The sequence below is a fragment of the Streptomyces sp. NPDC036813 genome, assembly GCF_055609245.1.
The window spans coordinates 1-23,702 of record NZ_JBVJPV010000019.1; the positions used below are offsets into that span (position 1 = coordinate 1).

Here is a 23,702-nt window from a genome sequence, read left to right on the forward strand (position 1 = left end):
AACAGCCCCGTCCGGTTTTCCGGGTGGTGTGGCATGGTTCGACAGTTTCATAGGGTTTCGGTGGTCATAGCGTAGGGGAAACGCCCGGTTACATTTCGAACCCGGAAGCTAAGCCTTACAGCGCCGATGGTACTGCAGGGGGGACCCTGTGGGAGAGTAGGACGCCGCCGAACAATCTTTGGGAAGGACCCCTGGTCACCAGCGTTCAGCTGGGACCAGGGGTCCTTTTGTTTTTACAATGCTTGTAGTACCGAAGACAGGAGTCACCGATGTCCACCAACTCTCCCGACGACCGTCCGGAGCGCGATCAGCGGCGCCGGGAGGGCGGGGACCGCGGCGACCGTGGTGGGGTCCGCCGCGGCAACGACCGTGACCGTGGCGGCTTTGGCCGCCGTGACGGCGGCGACCGCGGCGGTTTCCGCCGCGACGACCGCCGGGGTGACGACCGGAACGACCGTGGCGATCGCGGTGACCGTGGGGACCGCGGTGGGTTCCGGCGTGACGACAACCGCGGTGGTTTCGCCCGGCGCGACGACCGGGACCGGGGCCCGCGCCGTGACGACCGCGGCGACCGTCCCTCGTTCCGCCGTGATGACCGTGGTGGTGAGCGCGGTGAGCGTCCCTCGTTCCGTCGCGATGACCGTGGTGGTGAGCGTGGCGACCGTCCCTCGTTCCGTCGCGATGACCGTGGTGGTGAGCGCGGTGAGCGTCCCTCGTTCCGCCGTGACGACCGTGGTGGTGAGCGTGGCGACCGTCCCTCGTTCCGTCGCGATGACCGTGGTGGTGAGCGTGGCGACCGTCCCTCGTTCCGTCGCGATGACCGTGGTGGTGAGCGTGGCGACCGTCCCTCGTTCCGTCGCGACGACAACCGGGGTGGTTTCGGCCGGCGTGACGACCGGGGCGACCGTGGCGGCTTCCGCCGCGACGACAGGCGTGACGACCGCCGGGACGACCGGCGTGATGCCCCCCGGGACGACCGCCGGGACGACCGTGACCGTGGCGGCTACGCCCCCCGGGACGACCGTGACCGTGGCGGCTATGGCCGCCGGGACGGTGGCGACCGGGGTGGTGACCGCGGTGGCTTCCGCCGTGACGACCGACGCGACGACCGCGGTGACCGTGGCGGCTTCCGCCGTGACGACCGCGGCGACCGCGGCGGGTTCCGGCGCGACGACCGTCGGGACGACCGGCGCGACGACCGTCGGGACGACCGCGGCGGCGAGCGGCGCTTCGGCGGAGACCGTGGCGGTGAGCGGACCGGCGAGCGTCGCTTCGGCGGAGACCGTGGCGGGTTCCGTGGCCGGGACGACCGTGGCGCTCGCGGCCCCCGTCGTGACGACCGTGGTGGCCGGCCGGGCGGTTTCCGTGGCCGTGACGACCGGCGCGATGACCGCCGTGACGACCGGCGCGGCGGCGGACGCTTCCGTGACGAGCGCGACCGCGACCGCGAGCCGATCAAGCGGCTGCCGATCCCGCCGGACGTCACCGGCGAGGAGATCGACAAGGACGTACGCCAGGAGCTGCAGAGCCTGCCGAAGACGCTCGCCGAGGACGTCGCCAAGAACCTGGTGATGGTCGCGCGGCTCATCGACGAGGACCCCGAGGGCGCCTACGGTTACTCCAAGGTGGCCCTGCGGCTGGCTTCGCGTGTCGCCGCCGTGCGGGAGGCCGCAGGTTTCGCGGCGTACGCCAGTCAGAAGTACGCCGAGGCGCTCGGGGAGTTCCGCGCTGCCCGCCGTATGACCGGCAACGTCGACCTGTGGCCCGTGATGGCCGACTGTGAGCGTGGGCTCGGGCGGCCGGAGAAGGCGCTGGACATGGCCGGTGCCCCGGAGGTGCACAAGCTCGACAAGGCCGGCCAGGTCGAGATGCGGCTCGTCGCCGCCGGTGCCCGGCGGGACATGGAGCAGCTGGACGCGGCCATCGTGACGCTGCAGAGCCCCGAGCTGGCCTCGAACTCGGTTCAGCCGTGGACCGCGCGGCTGCGGTACGCGTACGCCGACGCGCTGCTGGCGGCCGGCCGTAAGGACGAGGCGCGCGAGTGGTTCGCCAAGGCCGTGGAGGCGGACCGCGACGGCAGCACCGACGCATCCGACCGGCTTGCGGAGCTGGACGGTGTGGAGTTCGTCGACGCCCTGGACGAGGGCGCGGAGGACACGGAGGGCGCGGAGGACACGGAGGTCACGGAGGACACCGAGACCTCCGAGGCGAAGGACGCCGACACCGGCGCCGACTCCGATGCGGACGCCGACCGCGACGGCGACAACGACTGACGGCCATGACGGCAGAGGGCGGGCCCCGGATTCACTCCGGGGCCCGCCCTTTCGTCGTTGTGCCCGCCTTCGGCGGTCGGGGGCCTTCAGAGGTCGAGGGCGCGCAGGACCAGGCCGGAGGCCGGCTTCGGGCCGAAGGACGTCGACTTGCGCGGCATGGTGACGCCCTGGCGGGCGAGGTCGCGGACGACCTCCTCCCGTACCGGGTGCAAAAGGACCGCCGTGGAGCCGTCGCGTTCGGCCTTGGTGACGGTGGCGGCCGTGTCGTGGATGTAGGCGATGTGGGCCGGGGAGTCCTCGGGGATGTGCCAGACGTGCTCGAGCAGCGTGGCGTGCAGAACCGTCGCGTCCAGGGTGCGCCAGGCGGCGGGGCGGTCGGCGGGGACCGTGCGGGCCAGGAGGGCCGGGTCGGGCCGGTCGAGGAGGTGGAAGGCGCCGTCGCCGGCCAGCAGGAAGGCGTTGCCCGCGCAGGCCGCGTCGGCGAGGGCCTCCAGGGCCTCCGGCAGCGCCACCTCCAGGCGCTGCACCCGGAAGTGGCCCTCGACGGCGGCGACCGCGTCCGCGACGGGCAGGCCGTGCAGGAGCCGGTGGATGGCGCGCACCCGCAGCGGGTAGCGGGCGGTGTCGACGAGCAGGACCAGACCGTAGTCCCAGGGGCCGGGGGACGGGTGTTCCTCGCGCAGCCGGCGGTAGGTGGCCCAGCGGTGGTGGCCGTCGGCGATCAGGGCCTGGTGGTGGGCCAGGTCGGCCTGGATCGCGGCCAGCTCGGCGGGGTCGGTGAGGGCCCACAGGCGGTGGGTGAAGCCGTCCTCGGTGGTCGTCGACAGCAGCGGTGGCTGCTCCGCGGCGCTCTCGACGGCCCGGGTGGCGGCGGCCGTGGGGCCGTTGCCGCGGTACGTCAGCAGCAGCGGTTCGAGGTTCGCGGAGGTCGCGCGCATCAGGGCGGCGCGGTCGGCGACCACGTGCGGCATGACGTCCTCGTGCGGCAGGACCAGGCCGTCGTCCGGGTCGGTGACGCGCAGGGCGCCGATCAGGCCGCGCTGGAGCATGCCGTCGCCGTCGCGCTGTTCGTAGACGTAGAGACCGGGTTCGCGGTCGGCGGTGAGCACGCCCTCGTCGAGCCAGCGGCGCAGGGTGTCGGCGGCCTGCTCGTTGCGGGCGCTCGGCGTTCCGGCCTGGGGCAGGATGAGGCGGACGATGTTGTACGGGTCCGACGACTGGAGGTGGTGCAGGCCGTCGGGGCGGACCACGACGTCGTACGGCGGTGAGGTGACGGCGGCGAGGCTGCCGACCCGGTCCGGGTCGTAGCGCAGACCTCGGAACGGGGTGAGTTCGAGGCCCCGGCGCGCCGTTGCTTCCGAGTGACCTGCTGTGTCCATCCCGGCATCGTACGTGTGTCACCGGTATGCGCGATGATCGGGGGAAAGAGCAGGCGAACCGAGGAGCGATGTGCAATGAGCCGGAGCGTCAGGACGAGGCCCGAGGGCAGTGGGCAGGCCCTGAGCGAGGCGTACGACACGGCGCTGCTCGATCTGGACGGGGTGGTGTACGCGGGCGGGAACGCGATCGCGTACGCCGTGGAGTCGCTGGAAACCGCGCGTGCGGGCGGGATGCATCTCGCGTACGTCACGAACAACGCGCTGCGCACGCCGGACGTCGTCGCGGAGCATCTGACCGAGCTGGGCATACCGACGGGCGCGCAGGACGTCATCACGTCGGCGCAGGCGGTGGCACGGCTGATCAGTGAGCAGGTGCCGGCCGGTGCGCGGGTGCTGGTGATCGGCGGGGAGGGGCTGCGGGTGGCGCTGCGCGAACGCGGCCTGGTGCCCGTGGAGTCGGCGGACGACGACCCGGTGGCGGTGGTGCAGGGGTACGGCGGGTCGGATCTGCCGTGGGGCCGGTTCGCCGAGGCGTCCTACGCGGTCGCGCGCGGGGTGCCGTGGTTCGCGTCCAACACGGATCTGACGATCCCGAGCGGGCGCGGCATCGCCCCGGGCAACGGCGCGGCGGTGGAGGTCGTGCGGATCGCGACCGGTGCCGAGCCGCAGGTGGCGGGCAAGCCGCTGCCGCCCATGCACAAGGAGACCATCCTGCGCACGGGTGCGGAGCGGCCGCTGGTGGTGGGGGACCGGCTGGACACGGACATCGAGGGGGCGTTCAACGGCGGTGTCGACTCGCTGCTCGTGCTGACCGGTGTCACCGACGGCGCGCAGTTGCTTGCCGCGCCGCCCCAGCACCGGCCGACGTATGTCGACGCGGATCTGCGCGGGATGCTCACCGGGCAGCCGGAGATCACCGAGGAGGGTGACGGATTCCGGTGCGGCGGGTGGACGGCCCGGGCCGGGGACGAGCAGCTGGCGCTGAGCGGGGACGGTGAGGCGCTGGACGGTCTGCGGGCGCTGTGCGCGGCGGCCTGGACGGCGGCCGGGGACGGTGTGTGCGAGCTGGACGGGGGGAAGGCGCTGGCCCGGCTGGGGCTGTGAGCGGGGTGCCGGGTCGAGGAGACGGCGGCGGGTGCGGTGCTACGACCGGGGATCGTGGAGCGGAGCGAGGGTAGGCTAACCTAACCTCGTGTTGGTCGACAGTCCTCCCGAACAGCGCGCGGCGACCGCTCCCGCGCCCCCGAGTCGCCGGGCGATACGTGCCGCCGGGCTGTTGCTCGCCGTGGCGCTCCTGGCGCTCCTCGTCGTGGCGAGCATCGCCGTCGGCGCCAAACAGCTGTCCGTGGAACAGGTCTGGCACGGCCTGTTCCACGACACCGGGACATACGGGGACGTCGTCGTCGACGACCGGCTGGCGCGGACCGTGCTGGGGCTGCTCGCCGGGGCGGCGCTCGGCCTGTCCGGGGCCGTGCTCCAGGCGCTCACCCGTAACCCGCTGGCCGATCCCGGACTGCTCGGGATCAACGCGGGCGCGTCCGCCGCGGTCGTCACGGCCATCACCTATCTCGGCATCACCAGCCTGACCGGCTATGTGTGGTTCGCCTTCCTCGGCGCCGCCGTCGTGGGCGCGCTGGTGTGGTTCCTCGGCGGCAGCCGGGGCGCCACGCCCGTCCGGCTGGCGCTCGCGGGGACCGCGATCACCGCCGCGCTGTACGGGTTCGTACAGGCCGTGATGATCACGGACGACGCGGCGCTCGGCAAGATGCGCTTCTGGACCGTCGGCTCGCTGGGCTCCGCGACCGACGGGACCATCCGGCAGGTGCTGCCGTTCTTCGCTGTCGGCACCCTGCTGGCCCTCTCGCTCGCCCGCCCGCTGAACGCGATGGCCATGGGCGACGACACCGCCACTGCGCTCGGCGCCAACCTCAACCGGACCCGGGCGCTGGCCATGCTCGCCGCGACCGTGCTGTGCGGGGCGGCCACCGCCGCCTGCGGGCCGATCCTGTTCGTCGGACTGATGGTGCCGCACGTCGTGCGCTCCTTCACCGGACCCGACCTGCGCTGGATCCTGCCGTACGCCACCGTCCTGTCGCCCGTGCTGCTGCTCGGCGCCGATGTGCTCGGCCGGATCGCCGTGCGGCCCTCGGAACTCCAGGTCGGTGTCGTCACCGCCGTCCTGGGCGGTCCGGTCTTCATCTTCCTGGTCCGACGGCGAAGGACGGCGCAGCTGTGAGCACGGCAGTGAAGAAGACGAGCACGGCTGCGCTCAAGGGGCGTGGCCCGCGTGTGCTGCGCACGCCCGGCGGGCTGTCGCTGCGCCTCGACGTGCGCGCGCTGGTCGTCGTCGCCCTGCTGCTGGTGGCCGCGCTCGCCGCGAGCGTCGTGCTGATCGGCACCGGCGACTTCCCGATCTCCGCCGGGGACGTGATCAGGACACTGCTCGGCGACGGCAACCCGGGCCAGGAGTTCATCATCCGGGAACTGCGGCTGCCGCGGGTGCTGGTCGGTCTGCTGGTCGGGGCCGCGCTGGGCCTGGGCGGCGCGCTGTTCCAGGCCGTCTCCCGCAACCCGCTGGGCAGTCCGGACGTCCTCGGCCTCGGGCAGGGCTCGACGGCCGGGGCGCTCGTGGTGATCGTCCTGATCGGCGGCAACACCGCGCAGGTCACCCTGGGCGCGCTGGCCGGCGGCCTGCTGACCGGCCTCGCCATCTATCTGCTCGCCTGGAAGCAGGGCGTGCACGGCTACCGGCTGGTCCTGGTCGGTATCGGCGTCGCCGCCGTGGCCACGGCCGTCAACGGCTACCTCATCACCAAGGCCGACCTGGTCGACGCGGCCCGCGCGATCGTGTGGATGACCGGCTCGCTCAACGGCCGCGGCTGGGAGCAGGTGTGGCCGCTGCTCGCGCTGTGCGCGGTGCTGGTGCCGCTGGTCCTCGCCAACGCGCGGGGCCTGCGGATGATGGAGATGGGCGACGACATGGCCGGCGCCCTCGGCGTGCGCGTCGAACGGGTGCGGATGCTGCTGATGGTGGCGGCCGTCCTGCTCACCGCCACGGCCACGGCCGCGGCCGGCCCCGTCGGCTTCGTCGCCCTCACCGCGCCCCAGCTCGCCCGCCGGCTGACCCGCTCGCCGGGGCCGAACCTCGTGCCGTCGCTGTGCATGGGCGCCACCCTCCTGGTCGCCGCCGACCTCGCCTCGCAGCGGCTGTTCGGTGCCGACCAGCTGCCCGTCGGTGTGGTCACCGGCGTGCTCGGCGGTGTCTACCTGCTGTGGCTGCTGGTCACCGAGCGCCGCGCGGGCCGGATATGAGCGGCATGCATCAGAACACCGATAGGAGCACCGTGAACCGCCTGTCCGCCGAGAACGTCACCCTTGCCTACGACCAGCGCGTCATCGCCGAGCAGCTGTCGGTGCAGATCCCCGACCACTCCTTCACGGTGATCGTCGGCCCGAACGCGTGCGGCAAGTCGACCCTGCTGCGGGCGCTGTCACGGATGCTCAAGCCGAGCCGGGGCCGGGTGCTGCTGGACGGGCAGGTCATCCAGTCGATGCCCGCGAAGAAGGTCGCCCGCACTCTCGGCCTCCTGCCGCAGGCGTCGATCGCGCCCGACGGCATCACGGTCGCCGACCTCGTCGGCCGCGGCCGCTACCCGCACCAGGGCCTGCTGCGGCAGTGGTCCAGCGAGGACGAGCGGGTCGTACAGGAGTCCATGGCGCAGACCGGGGTCGCCGAACTCGCCGACCGGTACGTCGACGAGCTGTCCGGCGGTCAGCGCCAGCGCGTGTGGATCGCGATGGCGCTCGCCCAGCAGACGCCCCTGCTGCTGCTCGACGAGCCGACGACCTATCTCGACATCCAGCACCAGATCGACGTGCTCGACCTGTGCGCCGAGCTGCACGAGACGCAGGGCCGCACCCTCGTCGCCGTCCTGCACGACCTCAACCACGCGGCCCGGTACGCCACGCACCTGATCGCCCTCAAGGGCGGCGAGGTCATCGCGCAGGGCGCGCCGAAGGACATCGTCACGGCGGAGCTGGTCGAGGAGGTCTTCCAGCTGCGCTGCCAGGTCATCGACGATCCGGAGACCGGGACCCCGCTGGTGGTGCCGGCCGCGCGCGCGGCACGGGTGCGGGCCTCGGTGGCCGCCGCGGAGCCATCCTGACGGCCGCGGAGCGCTACAACTTCCTGAGCCGGAAGCGCTACAGCAGCTTCCTGAGCCGGAACAGGTCCATCAGGCTCGCCTCCAGCTTCACCCGCCCCGAGCCCCAGGCGCGCGCGAAGTTGAGCTCGCCGTTCACCAGGGCCACCAGGTCGTCGCCGGCCATGGCCAGCCGGATCTCGGCGCGCCCCGGCGGCGGCCCCTGAAGGGTGTCGTCCACCCGGATCCGGCCGCCGGTCAGCCGCCCGGCGAACGTGACGTCCAGGTCCCTGATGTGGCAGCTCACCGAACGGTCCAGGGCCGCGGCCTCGCGGACGTCGCCCTCGGCGCGCTGCATGTTGTCCGAAAGTTTGTCGAGTGCGCTACGGCACTCCTCGATCGTGGCCATCGCGCTCGACGGTACAGCAGGGCTTCGAGGTAGCGTCTGGGCATGCACGACACCGTCCCCGACGCCGAGGCGCACGAGGAGGGCCCGGACGAGCCGGCGTACGACCCCGCCGCCCCGGCCCCGCTGAACGCGGACCGCACCCCCACCGGCAACGCCGACGTCGACGCCGCCCTGGACCGGCTGGCCGACGCCGACCACCTCGCCACGGACGGACACCTCGAGGTGTACGAGGATGTACACCGGGGGCTGCGCGACGCGCTCACCGCGCTCGACGCCCGCCCGGGACCTCCGGCGCCCCCCTCGTCACACCCGACGGCGTCCTCGTCGTCGTACCAGAGCAGGAGCTGAACGCACCGTGGCAGGAGTCGCACGTCGCCGTCTGGACGCGGAGCTGGTCCGCCGCAAGCTCGCGCGCTCGCGTGAGCACGCCAGCCAGCTGATCGCCGCGGGGCGGGTCACCGTCGGCAAGACCGTCGCGACCAAGCCCGCCACCCAGGTGGAGACCGCGGCGGCGATCGTCGTCACGGCCGACGACAGCGATCCCGACTACGTCTCCCGGGGCGGGCACAAGCTCGCCGGGGCGCTGGCGGCCTTCGTGCCGCAGGGACTGGTCGTCGAGGGCCGGCGGGCACTGGACGCCGGCGCGTCCACGGGCGGCTTCACGGATGTGCTGCTGAGGGCCGGGGCCGCGCACGTGGTCGCCGTGGACGTCGGGTACGGGCAGCTCGCCTGGACGCTGCAGAGCGATGAACGCGTCACCGTCAAGGACCGTACGAACGTACGCGAGTTGACGCTGGAGGCGATCGACGGCAAGCCCGTGGATCTGGTCGTGGGGGATCTGTCGTTCATCCCGCTGGGTCTGGTGCTGCCCGCCCTGGTGCGGTGCGTGACGCCGGACGCCGATCTTGTGATGATGGTCAAGCCGCAGTTCGAGGTGGGGAAGGAGCGACTGGGCAGCGGGGGTGTCGTGCGGAGTCCGCAGCTGCGGGCGGAGGCCGTGCGGGGTGTCGCCGAGAAGGCGTGGGAGCTGGGGCTCGGGGTGCGGGGTGTCACCGCGTCTCCGCTGCCCGGGCCGTCCGGCAACGTCGAGTACTTTCTGTGGCTGCGTGCCGGGGCGCCCGCCCTGGACCCGGCCGATGTTGACCGTGCAGTGGCGGAGGGGCCGCGTTGACGCAGAACCGAGCTCGTACTGTTTTCCTGCTCGCCCACACCGGACGGCCGGCGGCCGTGCGCAGTGCCGAGCTCGTGGTGAAGGGCCTGCTCCGCTCCGGTATCGGGGTGCGGGTCCTCGAGGCGGAGGCGGTCGACCTGCCGCTGCCGGATGAGGTGCAGCTGGTCAAGGAGGCCACTCCGCAGTGCCTCGACGGGTGCGAGCTGCTCATCGTCCTGGGCGGTGACGGGACCCTGCTGCGCGGCGCGGAGTTCGCGCGGGCGTCCGGGGTGCCGATGCTCGGCGTCAACCTGGGGCGGGTCGGCTTCCTCGCGGAGGCCGAGCGGGACGACCTGGAGAAGGTCGTCGACCGGGTGGTGGCGCGGTCGTACGAGGTCGAGGAGCGGATGACCGTCGATGTCGTCGTGCACCGCAACGGCGACATCGTGCACACCGACTGGGCGCTGAACGAGGCGGCCGTGCAGAAGGTGTCCGCGGAGCGGATGCTCGAGGTCGTGCTGGAGATCGACGGGCGGCCGGTGACCGGGTTCGGCTGCGACGGGATCGTGTGCGCGACGCCGACCGGGTCGACGGCGTACGCGTTCTCGGCGGGCGGGCCGGTGGTGTGGCCGGAGGTCGAGGCGCTGCTGATGGTGCCGATCTCGGCGCACGCGCTGTTCGCGAAGCCGCTCGTGACGGCGCCGGACTCCGTGCTGGCCGTCGAGGTGCTGCCGCACGTCCCTCCGGGAGTGCTGTGGTGCGACGGGCGGCGGACGGTGGAGCTGCCGCCGGGCGCGCGGGTCGAGGTGCGGCGCGGGGCCGTGCCGGTGCGGCTGGCCCGGCTGCACCATGCGAACTTCACCGACCGGCTCGTCGCGAAGTTCGCGCTGCCGGTCTCGGGTTGGCGCGGGGCGCCGCACTAGACTCCTGGGCCCTCGCCGGGTCGACCGGACGACGGGCCTCGCTCGGGTGGGTGACAAAGGCGGGGCGGTCGCAATCGCCCCGCCGGACCTCGTATGGTCTTGTGCGTGCTGGAAGAGATGCGGATACGGTCGCTCGGTGTCATCGACGACGCCGTTGTCGAGCTGTCGCCCGGGTTCACCGCCGTCACCGGCGAGACCGGCGCGGGCAAGACCATGGTGGTCACCAGCCTCGGGCTGCTGCTGGGCGGGCGCGCAGACGCCGCGCTCGTGCGGCTCGGGGCCGAGAAGGCGGTCGTCGAGGGCCGGATCACCGTAGCCGCGGACGCCACCGCCGTCGTACGCGCCGAGGAGGCCGGGGCCGAGCTGGACGACGGGGCGCTGCTGATCAGCCGCACCGTGTCCGCCGAGGGCCGGTCGCGGGCGCACGTGGGCGGGCGGTCGGTACCCGTGGGGCTGCTCGCGGAGCTGGCCGACGACCTGGTCGCCGTGCACGGGCAGACCGACCAGCAGGGGCTGCTGAAGCTGTCCCGGCAGCGCGAGGCGCTCGACCGGTACGCCGGGGACGCGGTCGCCGTGCCGCTGACCAAGTACCGCGAGGCGTACAAGCGGCTGCGGGCCGTTGCCGCCGAGCTGGACGAGATCACGACACGCGCGCGTGAGCGGGCCCAGGAGGCCGACCTGCTGCGCTTCGGCCTCGAGGAGATCGCCGCGGTCGAGCCGCGCGCCGGTGAGGACACGGAGCTGTCCGAGGAGGCCGAGCGGCTCGGGCACGCGGAGGCGCTGTCGTCGGCCGCGACGGCCGCGCACGCCGCGCTCGCGGGCAATCCGGAGGACCCCGAGGGCATCGACGCGACCACCCTGGTCGCGGGCGCCCAGCGGGCCCTGGAGGCCGTCCGGTCGCACGATCCGGCGCTGGCCGCGCTCGCCGACCGGATCGGCGAGATCGGCATCCTGCTCGGGGACGTGGCCGGGGAGCTGGCCGGGTACGCCGACGACCTGGACGCCGATCCGCTGCGGCTGGCGGCGGTGGAGGAGCGGCGGGCCGCGCTCACCCAGCTGACACGGAAGTACGGCGAGGACGTGAACGCCGTGCTGGCCTGGGCCGAACGCAGCGCGCAGCGGCTGACCGAACTCGACGGCGACGACGAGCGGATCGAGGAACTGACCGCCGAACGCGACGGGCTGCGCGCCGAACTGGGCGGGCTCGCGCAGGCGCTGACCGAGGCGCGCACGGAGGCCGCCGAGCGGTTCGCTGCGGCCGTGACCGCGGAGCTGGCGTCGCTGGCGATGCCGCACGCGCGTGTGTCCTTCGACATCCGGCAGACCGACGACCCGGAGGGCGTCGAGGTGCACGGGCGCACGGTGGCCTACGGCCCGCACGGCGTCGACGAGGTCGAGCTGCTGCTCGCCCCGCACCCGGGCGCCCCGCCGCGGCCGATCGCCAAGGGTGCCTCCGGCGGTGAGCTGTCCCGGGTGATGCTGGCCGTGGAGGTCGTGTTCGCGGGCACGGACCCGGTGCCGACGTACCTCTTCGACGAGGTCGACGCCGGCGTCGGCGGCAAGGCAGCGGTGGAGATCGGGCGGCGCCTGGCGCGGCTCGCGAAGTCGGCGCAGGTCGTCGTCGTCACGCACCTGCCGCAGGTGGCCGCGTTCGCCGACCGGCAGCTGCTGGTGGAGAAGACCAACGACGGCTCGGTGACCCGCTCGGGCGTGAAGGTCCTGGAGGGCGAGGACCGCATCCGCGAACTGTCCCGGATGCTGGCCGGCCAGGAGGACTCCGAGACGGCCCGCGCCCACGCGGAGGAACTCCTCGCGACGGCCCGCGCGGACGCCTGAGAGGCGCCCGGCCGCGACGCCGGGCCCTCGCGGCCGCCGGCCTCACCGGTGCTGCCGCGACCAGCCCGCGTGCCGCGGCACCGGGTGACCGTCCGCGAGGCGAGCGGACCGGCCGGGGGCTGTGGAAAGAAGGCAGGCGAGGCGGCGGACTCACTCGTGTGGGTGACGTAGAGGGGCGCCTGAGTGACGTCGGGAGGGCGCTCGGGGCGGGCGCGCGCCCCCGGGGTTCCCGGAACAGCCGTACGTGCTGGCATTCTTGGCGTCAGCGGCGGAGGAAACGGTGTGGTCCACCCCCTTCGCGCGATCCTTCTGTACGTTCTCTTCGTGACCGTCCCACGCCGAACCAGGAGCCCGGCCACGTGACCCCCGCGAGCAGCCCGTCACCGCACGGCCGGCCGCCGCTGCGCACCGTGCAGGTGCTCGGCGGAGGCAACGCCGGCAGCAGCGCCCATGTGCGCTCGCTGGCCGCCGGGCTCGTCGCACGGGGCGTGAAGGTCACCGTGTGCGCCCCCTACGAGGCCGATCACGCCTACGACTTCACCGGCGCCGGTGCCGACCACGTGGCCGTGCCGCGCAGCAGCGACCCGGTGTCCGTCGCCGCGCTGCGGGCGGCCTGCGCCAATGCCGACCTGGTGCACGCGCACGGGCTGCACGCCTCCTTCCGGGCGGTGCTCGCGCTCAGCGGGCGCCGTACCCCGCTCATCGTCACCTGGCACGACCGGGCGTACGCCGAGGGGCCGCGCGCCCAGCTGCTGCGGCTGCTGGAGCGGCGGGTGGCCAGGACCGCCGCCGTGGTGCTCGGGACCAGCTCCGTGCTGGTGGACGTCGCCCGCCGCACCGGCGCCCGGGACGCCCGGCTCGCCGCGGTCTCCGTACCCGGGTCGCGCCCGGCCGCGCAGGACGAGGAGGCGGAGCGCCGGCGGCCCAAGGTGCGGGCCGAACTCGGCTCCACAGGGCGCCCGTTGCTGCTGGCGGTCGGCTCCCTGGAGCGCCACCGCGGATACGACCTCCTGCTGGACGCCTCGCGCGCCTGGCGCTTGCTGGACCCGGTGCCGCTGGTCGCGATCGCCGGGGAGGGGCCGCTGCGGGCGGAGCTGCAGCGCCGTATCGAGGACGAAGGGCTGCCGGTGCGGCTGCTCGGGCGCCGCGACGACGTCGGCGAGCTGCTCGCCGCCGCGGATCTCGCGCTGCTGCCCAGCCGCTGGGAGTCACGGTCCGTCCTCGCCCAGGAGGCGCTCCACGCGCGCGTACCGCTGGTCGCGACCGACGTCGGCGGCATCCGCGAACTCGTCGGCGACGCCGCCGAGCTGGTGCCGTACGGCGACACCCCGGCGCTCGCCTCGCACGTGGTCGCCCTGCTCGGCGACCCCGGCCGCTGCGAGGAACTGCGGCACAAGGGCGCGCGGCAGGCGGCCACCTGGCCGTCGGAGGACGAGACGGTCGCTCAAGTGCTGAGCGTCTACGACGAGTTGACCAAGCCCTCGCCGTGGCTGTAAGCCCCTGCGGCACGTGGCTCCGGTCGCAGCTACGGCACGTGCCGGCGGGCCCGTAGGGCCAGGCTCAGGGCCAGGACCGTCTGGGGGTCGTCGAGGTCCGTGCCGAGGAGTTCGCCGATGCGGGCGAGCCGGTTGTAGAGGGTCTGGCGGTTCAGGTGCAGTTCGCGGGCCGTTTCCGCCTTGCGGCCGGCGTGCGCCAGGTAGGTCTCCAGGGTCGGCAGCAGCGGGGGGCGCGAGCGGCGGTCGTGGTCGCGCAGGGGACCGATCGCGCGGTCCACGAAGGCCTCGAGGTCCGGGTGGTCGCGCAGCCGCCACAGCAGCAGGTCGATGTCCAGTCGGCGGGCGTCGTACCAAGGGCGGTCCGTGAGGCCCTGCGCCGCCGTCGCCGTCTCCGCCGCGTGCCGCAGGCCCGCCGAGGCGGCCGCCCAGCCGCCGGCGACCCCGACCACCACGACCGGCGGTTGTGCGCCCGGTCGCTGCATCGCGGCCCGCTCCACGCCCGCCCGCAGCGCCGCCGCGACCCGGTCGGCGACCGCCGCGCGCTCCGACTCCGAGCGCAGGCCCAAAAGGACCAGCACGCGGCCCTCGACGGGGCGTACGCCGATCAGCACCGGCACGCCCACGGCCGCCAGTTCCTCCGAGACCGCGCGGGCCAGAACAGCCCAGCCGCCGCCGGGGGAGAGGGCGTCGCCGAGCCGCATCACCACCGGCAGCAGGGGACCCGTGCCCGGTTTGAAGCCGAGGACGCGGGCCTGCGCCGGGGCGTCCTCGGCGGTGATCCGGCCCTCGGCGAGGTCGGTGAGGAAGTCGCCGCGGCCGCGCGCGGCCAGCTCCTCCTCCTGGCGGGCCTGCATCAGCACCACCGCGAGGATGCCCGCGGCCCGCTCACCGGCGATCCGGTGCACGGGCGCCAGCGGTGAGCGCACCGGCAGCAGCACCAGCCGGGCCCGCACCGAACCGGCCCCCGGACCGCCGCCGGGGACGTCCACCAGCACCGAACCCGACGGCGGCGGCGCATCCTTGTGCGGGCCGCGCAGCCCCTCCCACACCTGGAGCGGATCGGTGCCCTCCGGCCCGGCCCCGGCGGCGTACAGCAGCCGGCCGTCGGCCGTCTCGAGGAAGACGGGGTTGTCGCTGAAGTCGGCCAGGATGCCGAGGACCTGGGGCACTCCGCCGCCGCCCAGCAGGGCCTGCGTACAGCGCCGGTGCACCTCCTCCGCCCGCTGGAGCAGCGCGTAGTGGCCGTTGACGATCTCGGTGTGGATCTCCTCGGTGACCGTCACGAACGGCACCTCGCGGTGCAGTTGGACCAGCGGCAGCCCCGCCGCCCGCGCCGTCTCCACCAGGGGCGCGGGCAGCCGGGCGAAGCGCGGGCCCAGCTCCACCACCAGCGCCGCGATACCGCGTTCGGCCAGGGTCCGCACGAACGCCCGCTGCTCGGCCGGCCGGGTGCCGACGCCGTATCCCGTGGTCAGCAGCAGTTCGCCGCCCTTGAGCAGGGAGGCGATGTTGGGCACCTCGCCCGCGTGAACCCAGCGCACCGTGCGCCCGAGCCGGTCGGCGCCCGCGAGCACCTCGGGCAGCCCGCTGCGCAGGCCGGGCAGCTCCAGTGCCCGCTGCACGGTGATCCCGGTGCCCTGGGTGTCGAATCGGTGGTCGGTGCGGCTGTCCATGCAGCGGACGCTACCCGGGCGTGTGTTGCAGTGACATCTCCGGGCGGTCACAGGGGCGATCACCGCCGCCCGCGCCGCGACACTGCGTCGCCCCGGACGCTCAATAGCGTGACCGCCTGTCTGTTGTGGCATGCGTCACTCCACCGCCACACTGACGCATCCGCAGGTAAACCGCTACGTGATCTTCGGATTCCGTTGTGAATGCACGGTGAGAGGGGCGGGAATGGCAGAAACTCCCACGCGAGAGGTGCAACGCCTCAAAGCGAATTCCGTAGGACTGGTGGGTGTGGTGTTCATGGCGGTGGCCACCGCCGCACCCATCACCGCGATGACCGGCAACCTGCCCATCGCGGTCGGCTACGGCAACGGCACCGGCGCACCGGCCGGCTATCTGTTCGCCACCGTCGTGCTGACGGTCTTCTCCGTCGGCTATGTCGCGATGGCCCGCCGGATCACCGCGGCCGGTGCCTTCTACGGCTACATCTCGCACGGCCTGGGCCGGATCGCAGGCCTGGCCTCCGGGATGCTCGCCGTCCTCGCGTACATCGTCTTCGAGGCGTCCATCGTCGGCGTCTTCTCCTACTTCGCGAAGACCACCGTCCACGACCAGCTCGGCGTCGACCTGCCCTGGGTCGTCTACGCCGCCGCCATGCTGCTGGTCACGGCCGTCCTCGCGTACTTCGACATCAATCTCACCGCCAAGGCGCTCGGCGTGATGCTGATCGCGGAGATCGCCGTCCTCTTCGCGGTCGCCACCGCCGTACTCCTGCACGGCGGCGGCCCCGACGGCATCCCCGTCGAGCCCATCAACCCCGAGAACGCCTTCACCGGCGCCTCCGCCGGCCTCGGCCTGTTCTTCGCCTTCTGGTCCTGGGTCGGCTTCGAGTCGACGGCGATGTACGGCGAGGAGTCCCGCGACCCCAAGCGGGTCATCCCGCGCGCGACGCTCATCTCCGTCGTCGGCGTCGGCCTGTTCTACATCTACGTCTCCTGGATGACCATCGCCGGCAACGGACTGACCGGCGCGGTGAAGCTCTCCGCCGGGGCGAGCCCGCTCGACCTGTTCTTCGCCCCCGCCCACACCTTCATCGGCGGCTGGGCGGTCAACGCCTTCCAGTGGCTGCTGATCACCGGATCGTTCGCCTGCGGCATGGCGTTCCACCAGTGCGCCGCGCGCTATCTGTACGCCATCGGCCGCGAGGGGTTCCTGCACCCCGCCCTCGGCCGCACCCACCCGCGGCACGGCTCGCCGTACCTCGCCTCCTTCGTGCAGTCCGTCATCGCCGTCGCCCTCGTCGGCGCGTTCTGGGCGACCGGACAGGACCCGTACATCCACCTGTACACGCTGCTGGCGATCCTCGGCACGATGGCCATCCTCATCGTGCAGACCCTGTGCTCCTTCGCGGTCATCGGCTACTTCCGCAAGAACCACCCCGAGGACCGGCACTGGTTCCGCACCTTCACCGCGCCGCTGCTCGGCGGGATCGGCATGACCGCAGTGGTGGTGCTGCTCGTGGTCAACATGGACACCGCGGCCGGTACGGCGGCCGACTCCCTGTTCTTCAAGGCCATCCCGTGGATCGTCGGGCTGGTCTTCTTCGGCGGCCTCGGCCTCGGCCTGTATCTGCGGGCCCGCCGGCCGGAACGCTACGAGATCATCGGCCGGATCGTCCTGGAGGACGCGGCCGAGCGCACGGACAGCGACATCGAGGAAGCCCCCGCCAACGCCTGAGGAGCCGCACCGTGTCCCGTACGCAGCTGATGCACGCCCTGAGCGCCCTCACCGCCGACCACGCCGCCGCCCACCGGCTCGGTGTACCCGTCGCCGAGGCACGCGGGCTCCGCCGCCGCAGCGTCCTCAAGGGCGCTCTGGCCACCGCCGCGGTGACCGCGGTGGCGGCTCCGGACAGAGCAGCCGCCGCCTCCGCACCGCGCATCGCCGTCGTCGGCGCCGGAATCGCCGGGCTGACCGCCGCGCTCACCCTCCGCGACGCCGGATACGCCTGCACCCTCTACGAGGCCAACCCCGACCGGGTCGGCGGGCGCATGTACTCCCAGCGCGACCACTGGGCCTGGGGGCAGACCTCCGAGATCGGCGGCGAGCTGATCGACACCGGCCACAAGAAGATCCAGGAACTGTGCCGCCGCTTCTCCCTCCCCCTGGAGGACTTCCTCGGCGGCGGCCCGAACGGCGCCGAGGAGGTGTTCTTCTTCGGCGGCGCCTACTACCCGCGCGCGCAGGCCGACGAGGACTTCAAGCCCGTCTACCAGGCCCTGCACACCGACCTCCAGGCCGCCGGAGAGGTCAAGTGGAACCAGACCACAGCAGCCGGCACCGCCCTGGACAACATGTCCCTGTACGACTGGATCGAGTCCCGGGTGCCCGGCGGCCACGCCTCCCGGCTGGGGCAGCTCTTCGACGTCGCCTACAACGTCGAGTACGGCGCCGACACCACCGACCAGTCCTCGCTCGCCCTGGTGCTGCTGATGGGCTACCAGACCAATCCGGGCGACTTCAACATCTGGGGCCTGTCCGACGAGCGCTACCACATCGTCGGCGGCAACGACCAACTCCCGCACGCCATCGCCGACTTCCTGCCCGCCGGGACGATCCGGCAGGGCTGGTCGCTGCAGGCGGTACGCGCCAACGCCGACGGCACGCAGACGCTGACCTTCAGCGAGGCCGGCAGCACCCGCACCGTCACCGCCGACCACACCGTGCTGTGCGTGCCGCTGCCGATCCTGCAACGGCTCGATCTGAGCCGGGCCGGCTTCGACACCCGGATGACCAGCCTGTTGCGGGACGCCCGCATGGGGTACTGCACCAAACTCAACATGCAGTTCTCCAGCCGACCCTGGCGCGGCACCGGCCCCTGGCCCGGCGTGTCCGCGGGCGAGTGCTTCACCGACGGCCGGGTGCAGCAGACCTGGGACACCACCAAGGTCCAGCCCGGCACCGGCGGCATCCTCATCCAGTACGGCGGCGGCAGCCTCGCCAGGTCGCTGACCCCGGCGGGACCTTTCTCCTACGAGAGCGACCCCTATGTGAAGAGTCTCGCCGGGAAGTACCTCAAGGACATCGACGCCTTCTTCCCCGGCACGTCGGGCGCGTGGACGGGCCGCGCGCAGCTGTCCGCGTGGCACCTCAACCCGTACTCGTACGGCGCCTACTCCTACTGGCCGGTGGGCTATCTGCACCGGTACGCGGGCTACGAGGGGACCGCGCAGGGCAACATCCACATCGGCGGCGAGCACTGCAGTTACGACTTCCAGGGCTACACGGAGGGCGGCGCGACGGAGGGAGAGCGGGCGGCGCGCGAGGTGATCGCCGCACTGGGTTAGATGCGTGTGCATCGGGTAGCGGCGCCCGCATGGACTTCAGTGTGGTTGCCGTGGCACGTGAGGACGACAGCCCGGTCGACGAGCCGCTGCGCATCGCGGCGCTCGCCGACCGGCTCGGCTACCGGGAGGTGTGGGTCGGCGAGGGGCCGACCTGGGACGCGTTCGTACTGGCCACCGCGATCGGTGCGGCGACACGCCGGGTCGCGCTGACGGCGGGGCCGGTGCCGGTGTCCGTGCGGGACGCGTACACCATCGCCCGGGGCGCGGCGGGCACCGCCGCCATGACCGGCGGCCGGGCGGTGGGTGTGGCGATCGGCACCGCCAGCAAGCGGGTGGTCGAGGGGGTGCACGGACGGCCCCGGACCCGGCCGGCGGCCGCGCTGAAGGAGTCGGCGGCGGCGCTGCGGAACCTGCTGCACGCGGTGCCCGGCGAGCCGGTCGTGACCGGCAGCCCCTTCCGCCGCCGCCTCGCCCCGCCCGGCGGCCCGCTGACGGTGGCGGCCTTCGGGGACCGGGCGATCGGTGTCGCCGCCGCGCACGCCGACCGGATGCTGCTCGACCTGGTCACTCCGGAACAGGTACGGGTGCTGCGCGGCAAGCTCGACGCGGCGGCGGACAAGGCGGGTCGTACGCCGCCGCGGCTCGCCGCGTGGCTGCCTGCGGCGGTCGATCCCGCTCCGGAGGCGGTACGGCAGGTGCTGGGCAGCATCGTCGGGTATCTGACCGTGCCGGGGTACGCCGACATGTTCCGGGCGGCCGGCTTCGACAGGGCGGTCGGTCTGGCGGCCTCGGGCGCGGACCGGGAGACCCTGATCGAGGCCCTGCCGCCCGGGGCCGCGTCCGAGGTCGGCCTGATCGGCGACGCGGAAACGATCCAGGCCCGCATCGACGCGTACGCCGAGGCGGGCCTGGACGAGGTGGCGCTGGTCCCGGCGACCCAGGGGGATCCGGGAGGGGAACGTACCCTCACGACGCTGGCCGGCTGAAGCGCGCCCCGAAGGGGCGCGGGGAACTGCGGGACCAGCCACGCCGAACCCGTAACCGACACACGACCCCGGGCGGCACTACCCCCCGTACGCGCCGGACGCAGTCAACCGCAGCGCCGTGTCGATCAGCGGCACATGGCTGAAGGCCTGGGGGAAGTTCCCCACCTGACGCTTCAGACGCGGGTCCCACTCCTCCGCCAGCAGACCGAGGTCGTTGCGCAGGGAGAGCAGCTTCTCGAACAGCTTGCGGGCCTCGTCCACGCGGCCGATCATCGCCAGGTCGTCGGCCATCCAGAAGGAACACGCGAGGAAGGCGCCCTCGTCGCCCGGAAGCCCGTCGACGCCCTCGTGCTCGCCCTCGGTGGGGTAGCGCAGGATGAACCCGTCCGGCGTGGACAGCTCCCGCTGGATCGCCTCGATCGTGCCGATCACCCGCTTGTCGTCGGGCGGCAGGAAGCCCATCTGCGGGATCAGCAGCAGGGAGGCGTCCAGCTCCCGCGAGCCGTAGGACTGCGTGAAGGTGTTGCGCTCCTTGTCGTAACCCTTCTCGCACACCTCGCGGTGGATCTCCTCGCGCAGCTCCCGCCAGCGCTCCAGCGGGCCGTCGGCCTCGCCGGACTCCAGCAGCTTGATCGTGCGGTCGACGGCGACCCAGGCCATCACCTTGGAGTGCACGAAGTGCCGGCGTGGCCCGCGCACCTCCCAGATGCCCTCGTCCGGCTCCTGCCAGTGCTTCTCCAGGTAGCTGATCAGCTTCAGCTGGAGCAGCGAGGCGTAGTCGTTGCGGGCCAGGCCCGTCATGTGGGCCAGGTGCAGCGCCTCGGTGACCTCGCCGTACACGTCCAGCTGGAGCTGGTGCGCGGCGCCGTTGCCGACCCGCACCGGCGCGGACTTCTCGTAGCCCGGCAGCCAGTCCAGCTCCGCCTCGCCCAGCTCACGCTCGCCCGCGATGCCGTACATGATCTGCAGGTTCTCGGGGTCGCCGGCCACCGCCCGCAGCAGCCACTCGCGCCAGGCACGGGCCTCCTCGCGGTAGCCGGTGCGCAGCAGCGAGGACAGGGTGATCGCCGCGTCGCGCAGCCAGGTGTAGCGGTAGTCCCAGTTGCGCACGCCGCCGATGTCCTCCGGCAGGGAGGTGGTGGGCGCCGCGACGATGCCGCCGGTGGGGGCGTACGTCAGTGCCTTGAGTGTGATCAGCGAGCGGACCACGGCCTCCCGGTAGGGGCCGTGGTACGTGCACTGCTCGACCCACTCGCGCCAGAAGTCCTCCGTCGCCACCAGCGACTGCTCGGGCTCCGGCAGCGGCGGCGGCTCCTTGTGCGAGGGCTGCCAGGAGATGGTGAACGCGATCCGGTCACCGGGCGCGACGGTGAACTCCGAGAACGTCGTCAGCGACTTGCCGTAGGTCTCGACCTCCGTGTCGTACCAGACCGAGTCCGGGCCGGCCACGGCCACCGTGCGGCCCTCGTGCTTGTGCACCCACGGCACGACCCGGCCGTAGGAGAAGCGCATCCGCAGCGCCGAGCGCATCGGGACCCGGCCCGAGACGCCCTCGACGATCCGGATCAGCTGCGGGGCGCCGTCACGCGGGGGCATGAAATCGGTCACGCGGACCGTGCCGCGTGGTGTGTCCCACTCAGATTCGAGGATCAGCGAGTCGCCGCGGTAGCTGCGCCGGGCCGCGGTCGGAGGCTGCTGGTCGGGCCCGTGGGCCGGGCCCAGCCGCCAGTACCCGTGCTCCTCGGTACCGAGCAGGCCGGCGAAGATGGCATGCGAGTCGAAGCGCGGCAGGCAGAGCCAGTCCACCGTGCCGTCACGGCAGACCAGCGCCGCTGTCTGCATGTCTCCGATGAGTGCGTAGTCTTCGATGCGCCCGGCCACGTGCAACTCCAGTCGAACGGCCACGTCACCCCGCGTGCGGGGCTGTCGCTAGTGCGGTCAAGGGGTCGTTGTTGTGCGTCGTTGAGCGGTGAAGCAAAGCAGCCGCTCAACCGCGATGGCAAAACGGCAATCTCTGCTCAACGAACTGACGAGCTCTCGTTGTTCCGGTGATGTACGGGCTGTGGGTGGCGCCTGGTACCCGGCCGGGCTCGGCAGCGAGTGTCCGAGCAGGATACGACGCACGTAGATGATCCGCGTGCCCCTCCGGGCAACGGGCATCCACCGAACGAGTGAGCATCGGGTGAGAAACACGTGCCCGATGCGTGCCGGGTGGCGACCCGTGCGCGGAGCGTGGCCGGAAGCCATCGGCGCCGGTCGCTGATACCCTGGTAGCCCGTGGACCGGTGGGAGCAAAACCCCCGAACCGCAGCGACGGCACCCCCGGAATTCCGGAGCGGACAGCCGACCCGCAACCCCCAGACCGCGACCACGGGAGCCCCCCTTTGGCCATGCCGCCCGCTGCTTTTCGAAACAGCACAGCCACGACGACCAAGCACATCTTCGTCACCGGGGGTGTCGCCTCCTCTCTCGGCAAGGGGCTGACGGCCTCCAGCCTCGGCATGCTGCTCAAGGCCCGGGGCCTGCGCGTCGTCATGCAGAAGCTCGACCCGTACCTGAACGTCGACCCGGGCACGATGAACCCCTTCCAGCACGGTGAGGTGTTCGTCACCAACGACGGCGCCGAGACCGACCTGGACATCGGGCACTACGAGCGTTTCCTCGACCGGGACCTGGACGGCTCCGCCAACGTCACCACGGGCCAGGTCTACTCCACGGTGATCGCCAAGGAGCGCCGCGGCGAGTACCTCGGTGACACCGTGCAGGTCATCCCGCACATCACCAACGAGATCAAGCACCGCATCCGGCGCATGGCCACCGACGAGGTGGACGTCGTGATCACCGAGGTCGGCGGCACCGTCGGCGACATCGAGTCGCTGCCGTTCCTGGAGACCGTCCGCCAGGTCCGTCACGAGGTCGGCCGCGACAACGTCTTCGTCGTGCACATCTCGCTCCTGCCGTACATCGGCCCCTCCGGCGAGCTGAAGACCAAGCCGACCCAGCACTCGGTGGCGGCGCTGCGCAACATCGGTATCCAGCCCGATGCCATTGTCCTGCGCTGCGACCGCGAGGTGCCCACCGCGATCAAGCGGAAGATCTCGCTGATGTGCGACGTCGACGAGGCCGCCGTCGTGGCATGCCCCGACGCCCGCTCCATCTACGACATCCCGAAGACCGTGCACGGCGAGGGGCTCGACGCCTACGTCGTGCGCAAGCTCGACCTGCCGTTCCGGGACGTCGACTGGACGACCTGGGACGACCTGCTGGACCGCGTCCACAACCCCGACCACGAGATCACCCTCGCCCTGGTCGGCAAGTACATCGACCTGCCCGACGCCTATCTGTCGGTCACCGAGGCGCTGCGCGCCGGCGGTTTCGCCAACCGCGCCCGCGTCAAGATCAAGTGGGTCACCTCCGACGACTGCAAGACGCCGGCCGGCGCCAAGGCGCAGCTGTCGGACGTCGACGGCATCTGCATCCCGGGCGGCTTCGGCGACCGCGGTGTGCTCGGCAAGGTCGGCGCGATCAAGTACGCCCGCGAGAACAAGATCCCGCTGCTCGGCCTGTGCCTGGGCCTGCAGTGCATCGTGATCGAGGCCGCGCGCAACCTCGCCGACATCCCGGACGCCAACTCCACCGAGTTCGACCCGGCCACCGGCCACCCGGTCATCTCGACCATGGCCGAGCAGATGGACATCGTGGCCGGTGAGGGCGACATGGGCGGCACGATGCGCCTCGGCATGTACCCGGCGAAGCTGGCCGAGGGTTCGATCGTGCGCGAGGTGTACGACGGCAAGGAGTACGTCGAGGAGCGCCACCGCCACCGCTACGAGGTGAACAACGCCTACCGCGCGGAGCTGGAGAAGAAGGCGGGCATCCTCTTCTCCGGCACCTCCCCGGACGGCAAGCTCGTCGAGTACGTCGAGTACCCGCGCGACACGCACCCCTACCTGGTGGCCACCCAGGCCCACCCGGAGCTGCGCTCGCGTCCGACGCGTCCGCACCCGCTGTTCGCCGGTCTCGTGAAGGCGGCGGTCGAGCGGAAGAATTCGAAGTAACACACCAGCTTGTACGGTGGCCGGGGTGCATACCT

The 23,702-nt window shown here is 72.5% G+C and carries 18 protein-coding genes, 1 rRNA gene and 1 pseudogene; 16 read left to right on the plus strand and 4 right to left on the minus strand.

Features of this window, described 5'->3' with window-relative positions; translation table 11 throughout:
* The first annotated feature begins 56 nt into the window (after nt 1-56).
* The 3 genes and pseudogenes from rrf to ACZ67Q_RS32295 all read left to right on the plus strand — a co-directional run bounded on the left by rrf (nt 57) and on the right by ACZ67Q_RS32295 (nt 2,273).
* Nucleotides 57-173 (plus strand): 5S ribosomal RNA (gene rrf / locus ACZ67Q_RS32285).
* A 414-nt stretch (nt 174-587) separates the two neighbouring features.
* Nucleotides 588-1,442: pseudogene (locus tag ACZ67Q_RS32290) on the plus strand (hypothetical protein); the annotation flags it as partial.
* A 21-nt stretch (nt 1,443-1,463) separates the two neighbouring features.
* Nucleotides 1,464-2,273, plus strand: coding sequence for a tetratricopeptide repeat protein (locus tag ACZ67Q_RS32295; protein ID WP_471189729.1), 810 nt, complete (start codon nt 1,464-1,466; stop codon nt 2,271-2,273).
* A gap of 86 nt (nt 2,274-2,359) precedes the next feature.
* Here the strand turns inward: ACZ67Q_RS32295 and ACZ67Q_RS32300 are convergent, their stop codons facing one another.
* Complete coding sequence (locus tag ACZ67Q_RS32300; protein ID WP_471189454.1) at nt 2,360-3,652, minus strand: DUF1015 domain-containing protein; 1,293 nt, start codon at nt 3,650-3,652, stop codon at nt 2,360-2,362.
* 75 nt (nt 3,653-3,727) lie between these two features.
* On the opposite strand from ACZ67Q_RS32300, the gene ACZ67Q_RS32305 reads away from it, so the two are divergent.
* The 4 genes from ACZ67Q_RS32305 to ACZ67Q_RS32320 all read left to right on the plus strand — a co-directional run bounded on the left by ACZ67Q_RS32305 (nt 3,728) and on the right by ACZ67Q_RS32320 (nt 7,818).
* Nucleotides 3,728-4,756 carry an HAD-IIA family hydrolase gene (locus ACZ67Q_RS32305; protein WP_471189456.1) on the plus strand — a complete coding sequence of 343 codons (1,029 nt, stop codon included), beginning with the start codon at nt 3,728-3,730 and terminating at the stop codon, nt 4,754-4,756.
* 88 nt (nt 4,757-4,844) lie between these two features.
* Nucleotides 4,845-5,888 (plus strand): FecCD family ABC transporter permease, encoded by a 1,044-nt coding sequence (locus tag ACZ67Q_RS32310; RefSeq protein WP_471189458.1) that lies wholly within the window; start codon nt 4,845-4,847, stop codon nt 5,886-5,888.
* Nucleotides 5,889-5,896: 8 nt separating this feature from the next.
* Nucleotides 5,897-6,964: a FecCD family ABC transporter permease gene (locus tag ACZ67Q_RS32315; protein ID WP_471189731.1), complete on the plus strand. Its 1,068-nt coding sequence runs from the start codon at nt 5,897-5,899 to the stop codon at nt 6,962-6,964.
* The gene (locus tag ACZ67Q_RS32320; protein ID WP_471189460.1) at nt 6,961-7,818 is read left to right on the plus strand and encodes an ABC transporter ATP-binding protein; all 858 of its coding nucleotides are present in this window, start codon (nt 6,961-6,963) and stop codon (nt 7,816-7,818) included. Before ACZ67Q_RS32315 ends, ACZ67Q_RS32320 begins: the two co-directional genes overlap by 4 nt.
* 37 nt (nt 7,819-7,855) lie before the next feature.
* On the opposite strand, the gene ACZ67Q_RS32325 is transcribed toward ACZ67Q_RS32320, so the two are convergent.
* Complete coding sequence (locus ACZ67Q_RS32325; RefSeq protein WP_471189462.1) at nt 7,856-8,203, minus strand: SCP2 sterol-binding domain-containing protein; 348 nt, start codon at nt 8,201-8,203, stop codon at nt 7,856-7,858.
* A gap of 42 nt (nt 8,204-8,245) precedes the next feature.
* Here ACZ67Q_RS32325 and ACZ67Q_RS32330 point away from each other — a divergent pair, with 42 nt between their 5' ends.
* The 5 genes from ACZ67Q_RS32330 (at nt 8,246) to ACZ67Q_RS32350 (ending at nt 13,608) form a co-directional block, all read left to right on the plus strand.
* Entirely contained in the window at nt 8,246-8,551 is a 306-nt protein-coding gene (locus tag ACZ67Q_RS32330) for a hypothetical protein (RefSeq protein WP_471189464.1), read from the plus strand.
* A 7-nt stretch (nt 8,552-8,558) separates the two neighbouring features.
* The gene (locus tag ACZ67Q_RS32335) at nt 8,559-9,374 is read left to right on the plus strand and encodes a hemolysin (RefSeq protein WP_471189466.1); all 816 of its coding nucleotides are present in this window, start codon (nt 8,559-8,561) and stop codon (nt 9,372-9,374) included.
* A complete protein-coding gene (locus ACZ67Q_RS32340; RefSeq protein ID WP_361625914.1) occupies nt 9,371-10,276 on the plus strand; it encodes an NAD kinase in 906 nt (301 codons plus the stop codon). Before ACZ67Q_RS32335 ends, ACZ67Q_RS32340 begins: the two co-directional genes overlap by 4 nt.
* A 93-nt stretch (nt 10,277-10,369) precedes the next feature.
* Complete coding sequence (recN, locus tag ACZ67Q_RS32345) at nt 10,370-12,112, plus strand: DNA repair protein RecN (protein WP_471189468.1); 1,743 nt, start codon at nt 10,370-10,372, stop codon at nt 12,110-12,112.
* Nucleotides 12,113-12,471: 359 nt separating this feature from the next.
* Nucleotides 12,472-13,608, plus strand: coding sequence for a glycosyltransferase family 4 protein (locus ACZ67Q_RS32350; protein WP_471189470.1), 1,137 nt, complete (start codon nt 12,472-12,474; stop codon nt 13,606-13,608).
* A gap of 29 nt (nt 13,609-13,637) precedes the next feature.
* Here ACZ67Q_RS32350 and ACZ67Q_RS32355 read toward each other — a convergent pair whose 3' ends face one another.
* Nucleotides 13,638-15,281 (minus strand): PucR family transcriptional regulator, encoded by a 1,644-nt coding sequence (locus ACZ67Q_RS32355; protein ID WP_471189472.1) that lies wholly within the window; start codon nt 15,279-15,281, stop codon nt 13,638-13,640.
* A gap of 223 nt (nt 15,282-15,504) precedes the next feature.
* Here ACZ67Q_RS32355 and ACZ67Q_RS32360 point away from each other — a divergent pair, with 223 nt between their 5' ends.
* Genes ACZ67Q_RS32360 through ACZ67Q_RS32370 form a run of 3 tightly spaced genes read left to right on the plus strand, consistent with a single transcriptional unit; the run spans nt 15,505 to nt 19,609 of the window.
* Nucleotides 15,505-17,013, plus strand: a complete 1,509-nt coding sequence (locus ACZ67Q_RS32360; RefSeq protein WP_471189474.1) for an APC family permease — start codon at nt 15,505-15,507, stop codon at nt 17,011-17,013.
* An 11-nt stretch (nt 17,014-17,024) separates the two neighbouring features.
* Nucleotides 17,025-18,623, plus strand: coding sequence for a flavin monoamine oxidase family protein (locus tag ACZ67Q_RS32365; protein ID WP_471189476.1), 1,599 nt, complete (start codon nt 17,025-17,027; stop codon nt 18,621-18,623).
* A 29-nt stretch (nt 18,624-18,652) separates the two neighbouring features.
* Nucleotides 18,653-19,609: an LLM class F420-dependent oxidoreductase gene (locus tag ACZ67Q_RS32370; RefSeq protein WP_471189478.1), complete on the plus strand. Its 957-nt coding sequence runs from the start codon at nt 18,653-18,655 to the stop codon at nt 19,607-19,609.
* A 78-nt stretch (nt 19,610-19,687) separates the two neighbouring features.
* Here the strand turns inward: ACZ67Q_RS32370 and ACZ67Q_RS32375 are convergent, their stop codons facing one another.
* Nucleotides 19,688-21,490: a glycoside hydrolase family 15 protein gene (locus tag ACZ67Q_RS32375; RefSeq protein ID WP_471189733.1), complete on the minus strand. Its 1,803-nt coding sequence runs from the start codon at nt 21,488-21,490 to the stop codon at nt 19,688-19,690.
* A gap of 509 nt (nt 21,491-21,999) precedes the next feature.
* On the opposite strand from ACZ67Q_RS32375, the gene ACZ67Q_RS32380 reads away from it, so the two are divergent.
* Entirely contained in the window at nt 22,000-23,667 is a 1,668-nt protein-coding gene (locus ACZ67Q_RS32380; RefSeq protein ID WP_361625893.1) for a CTP synthase, read from the plus strand.
* Nucleotides 23,668-23,702 lie beyond the last annotated feature (35 nt).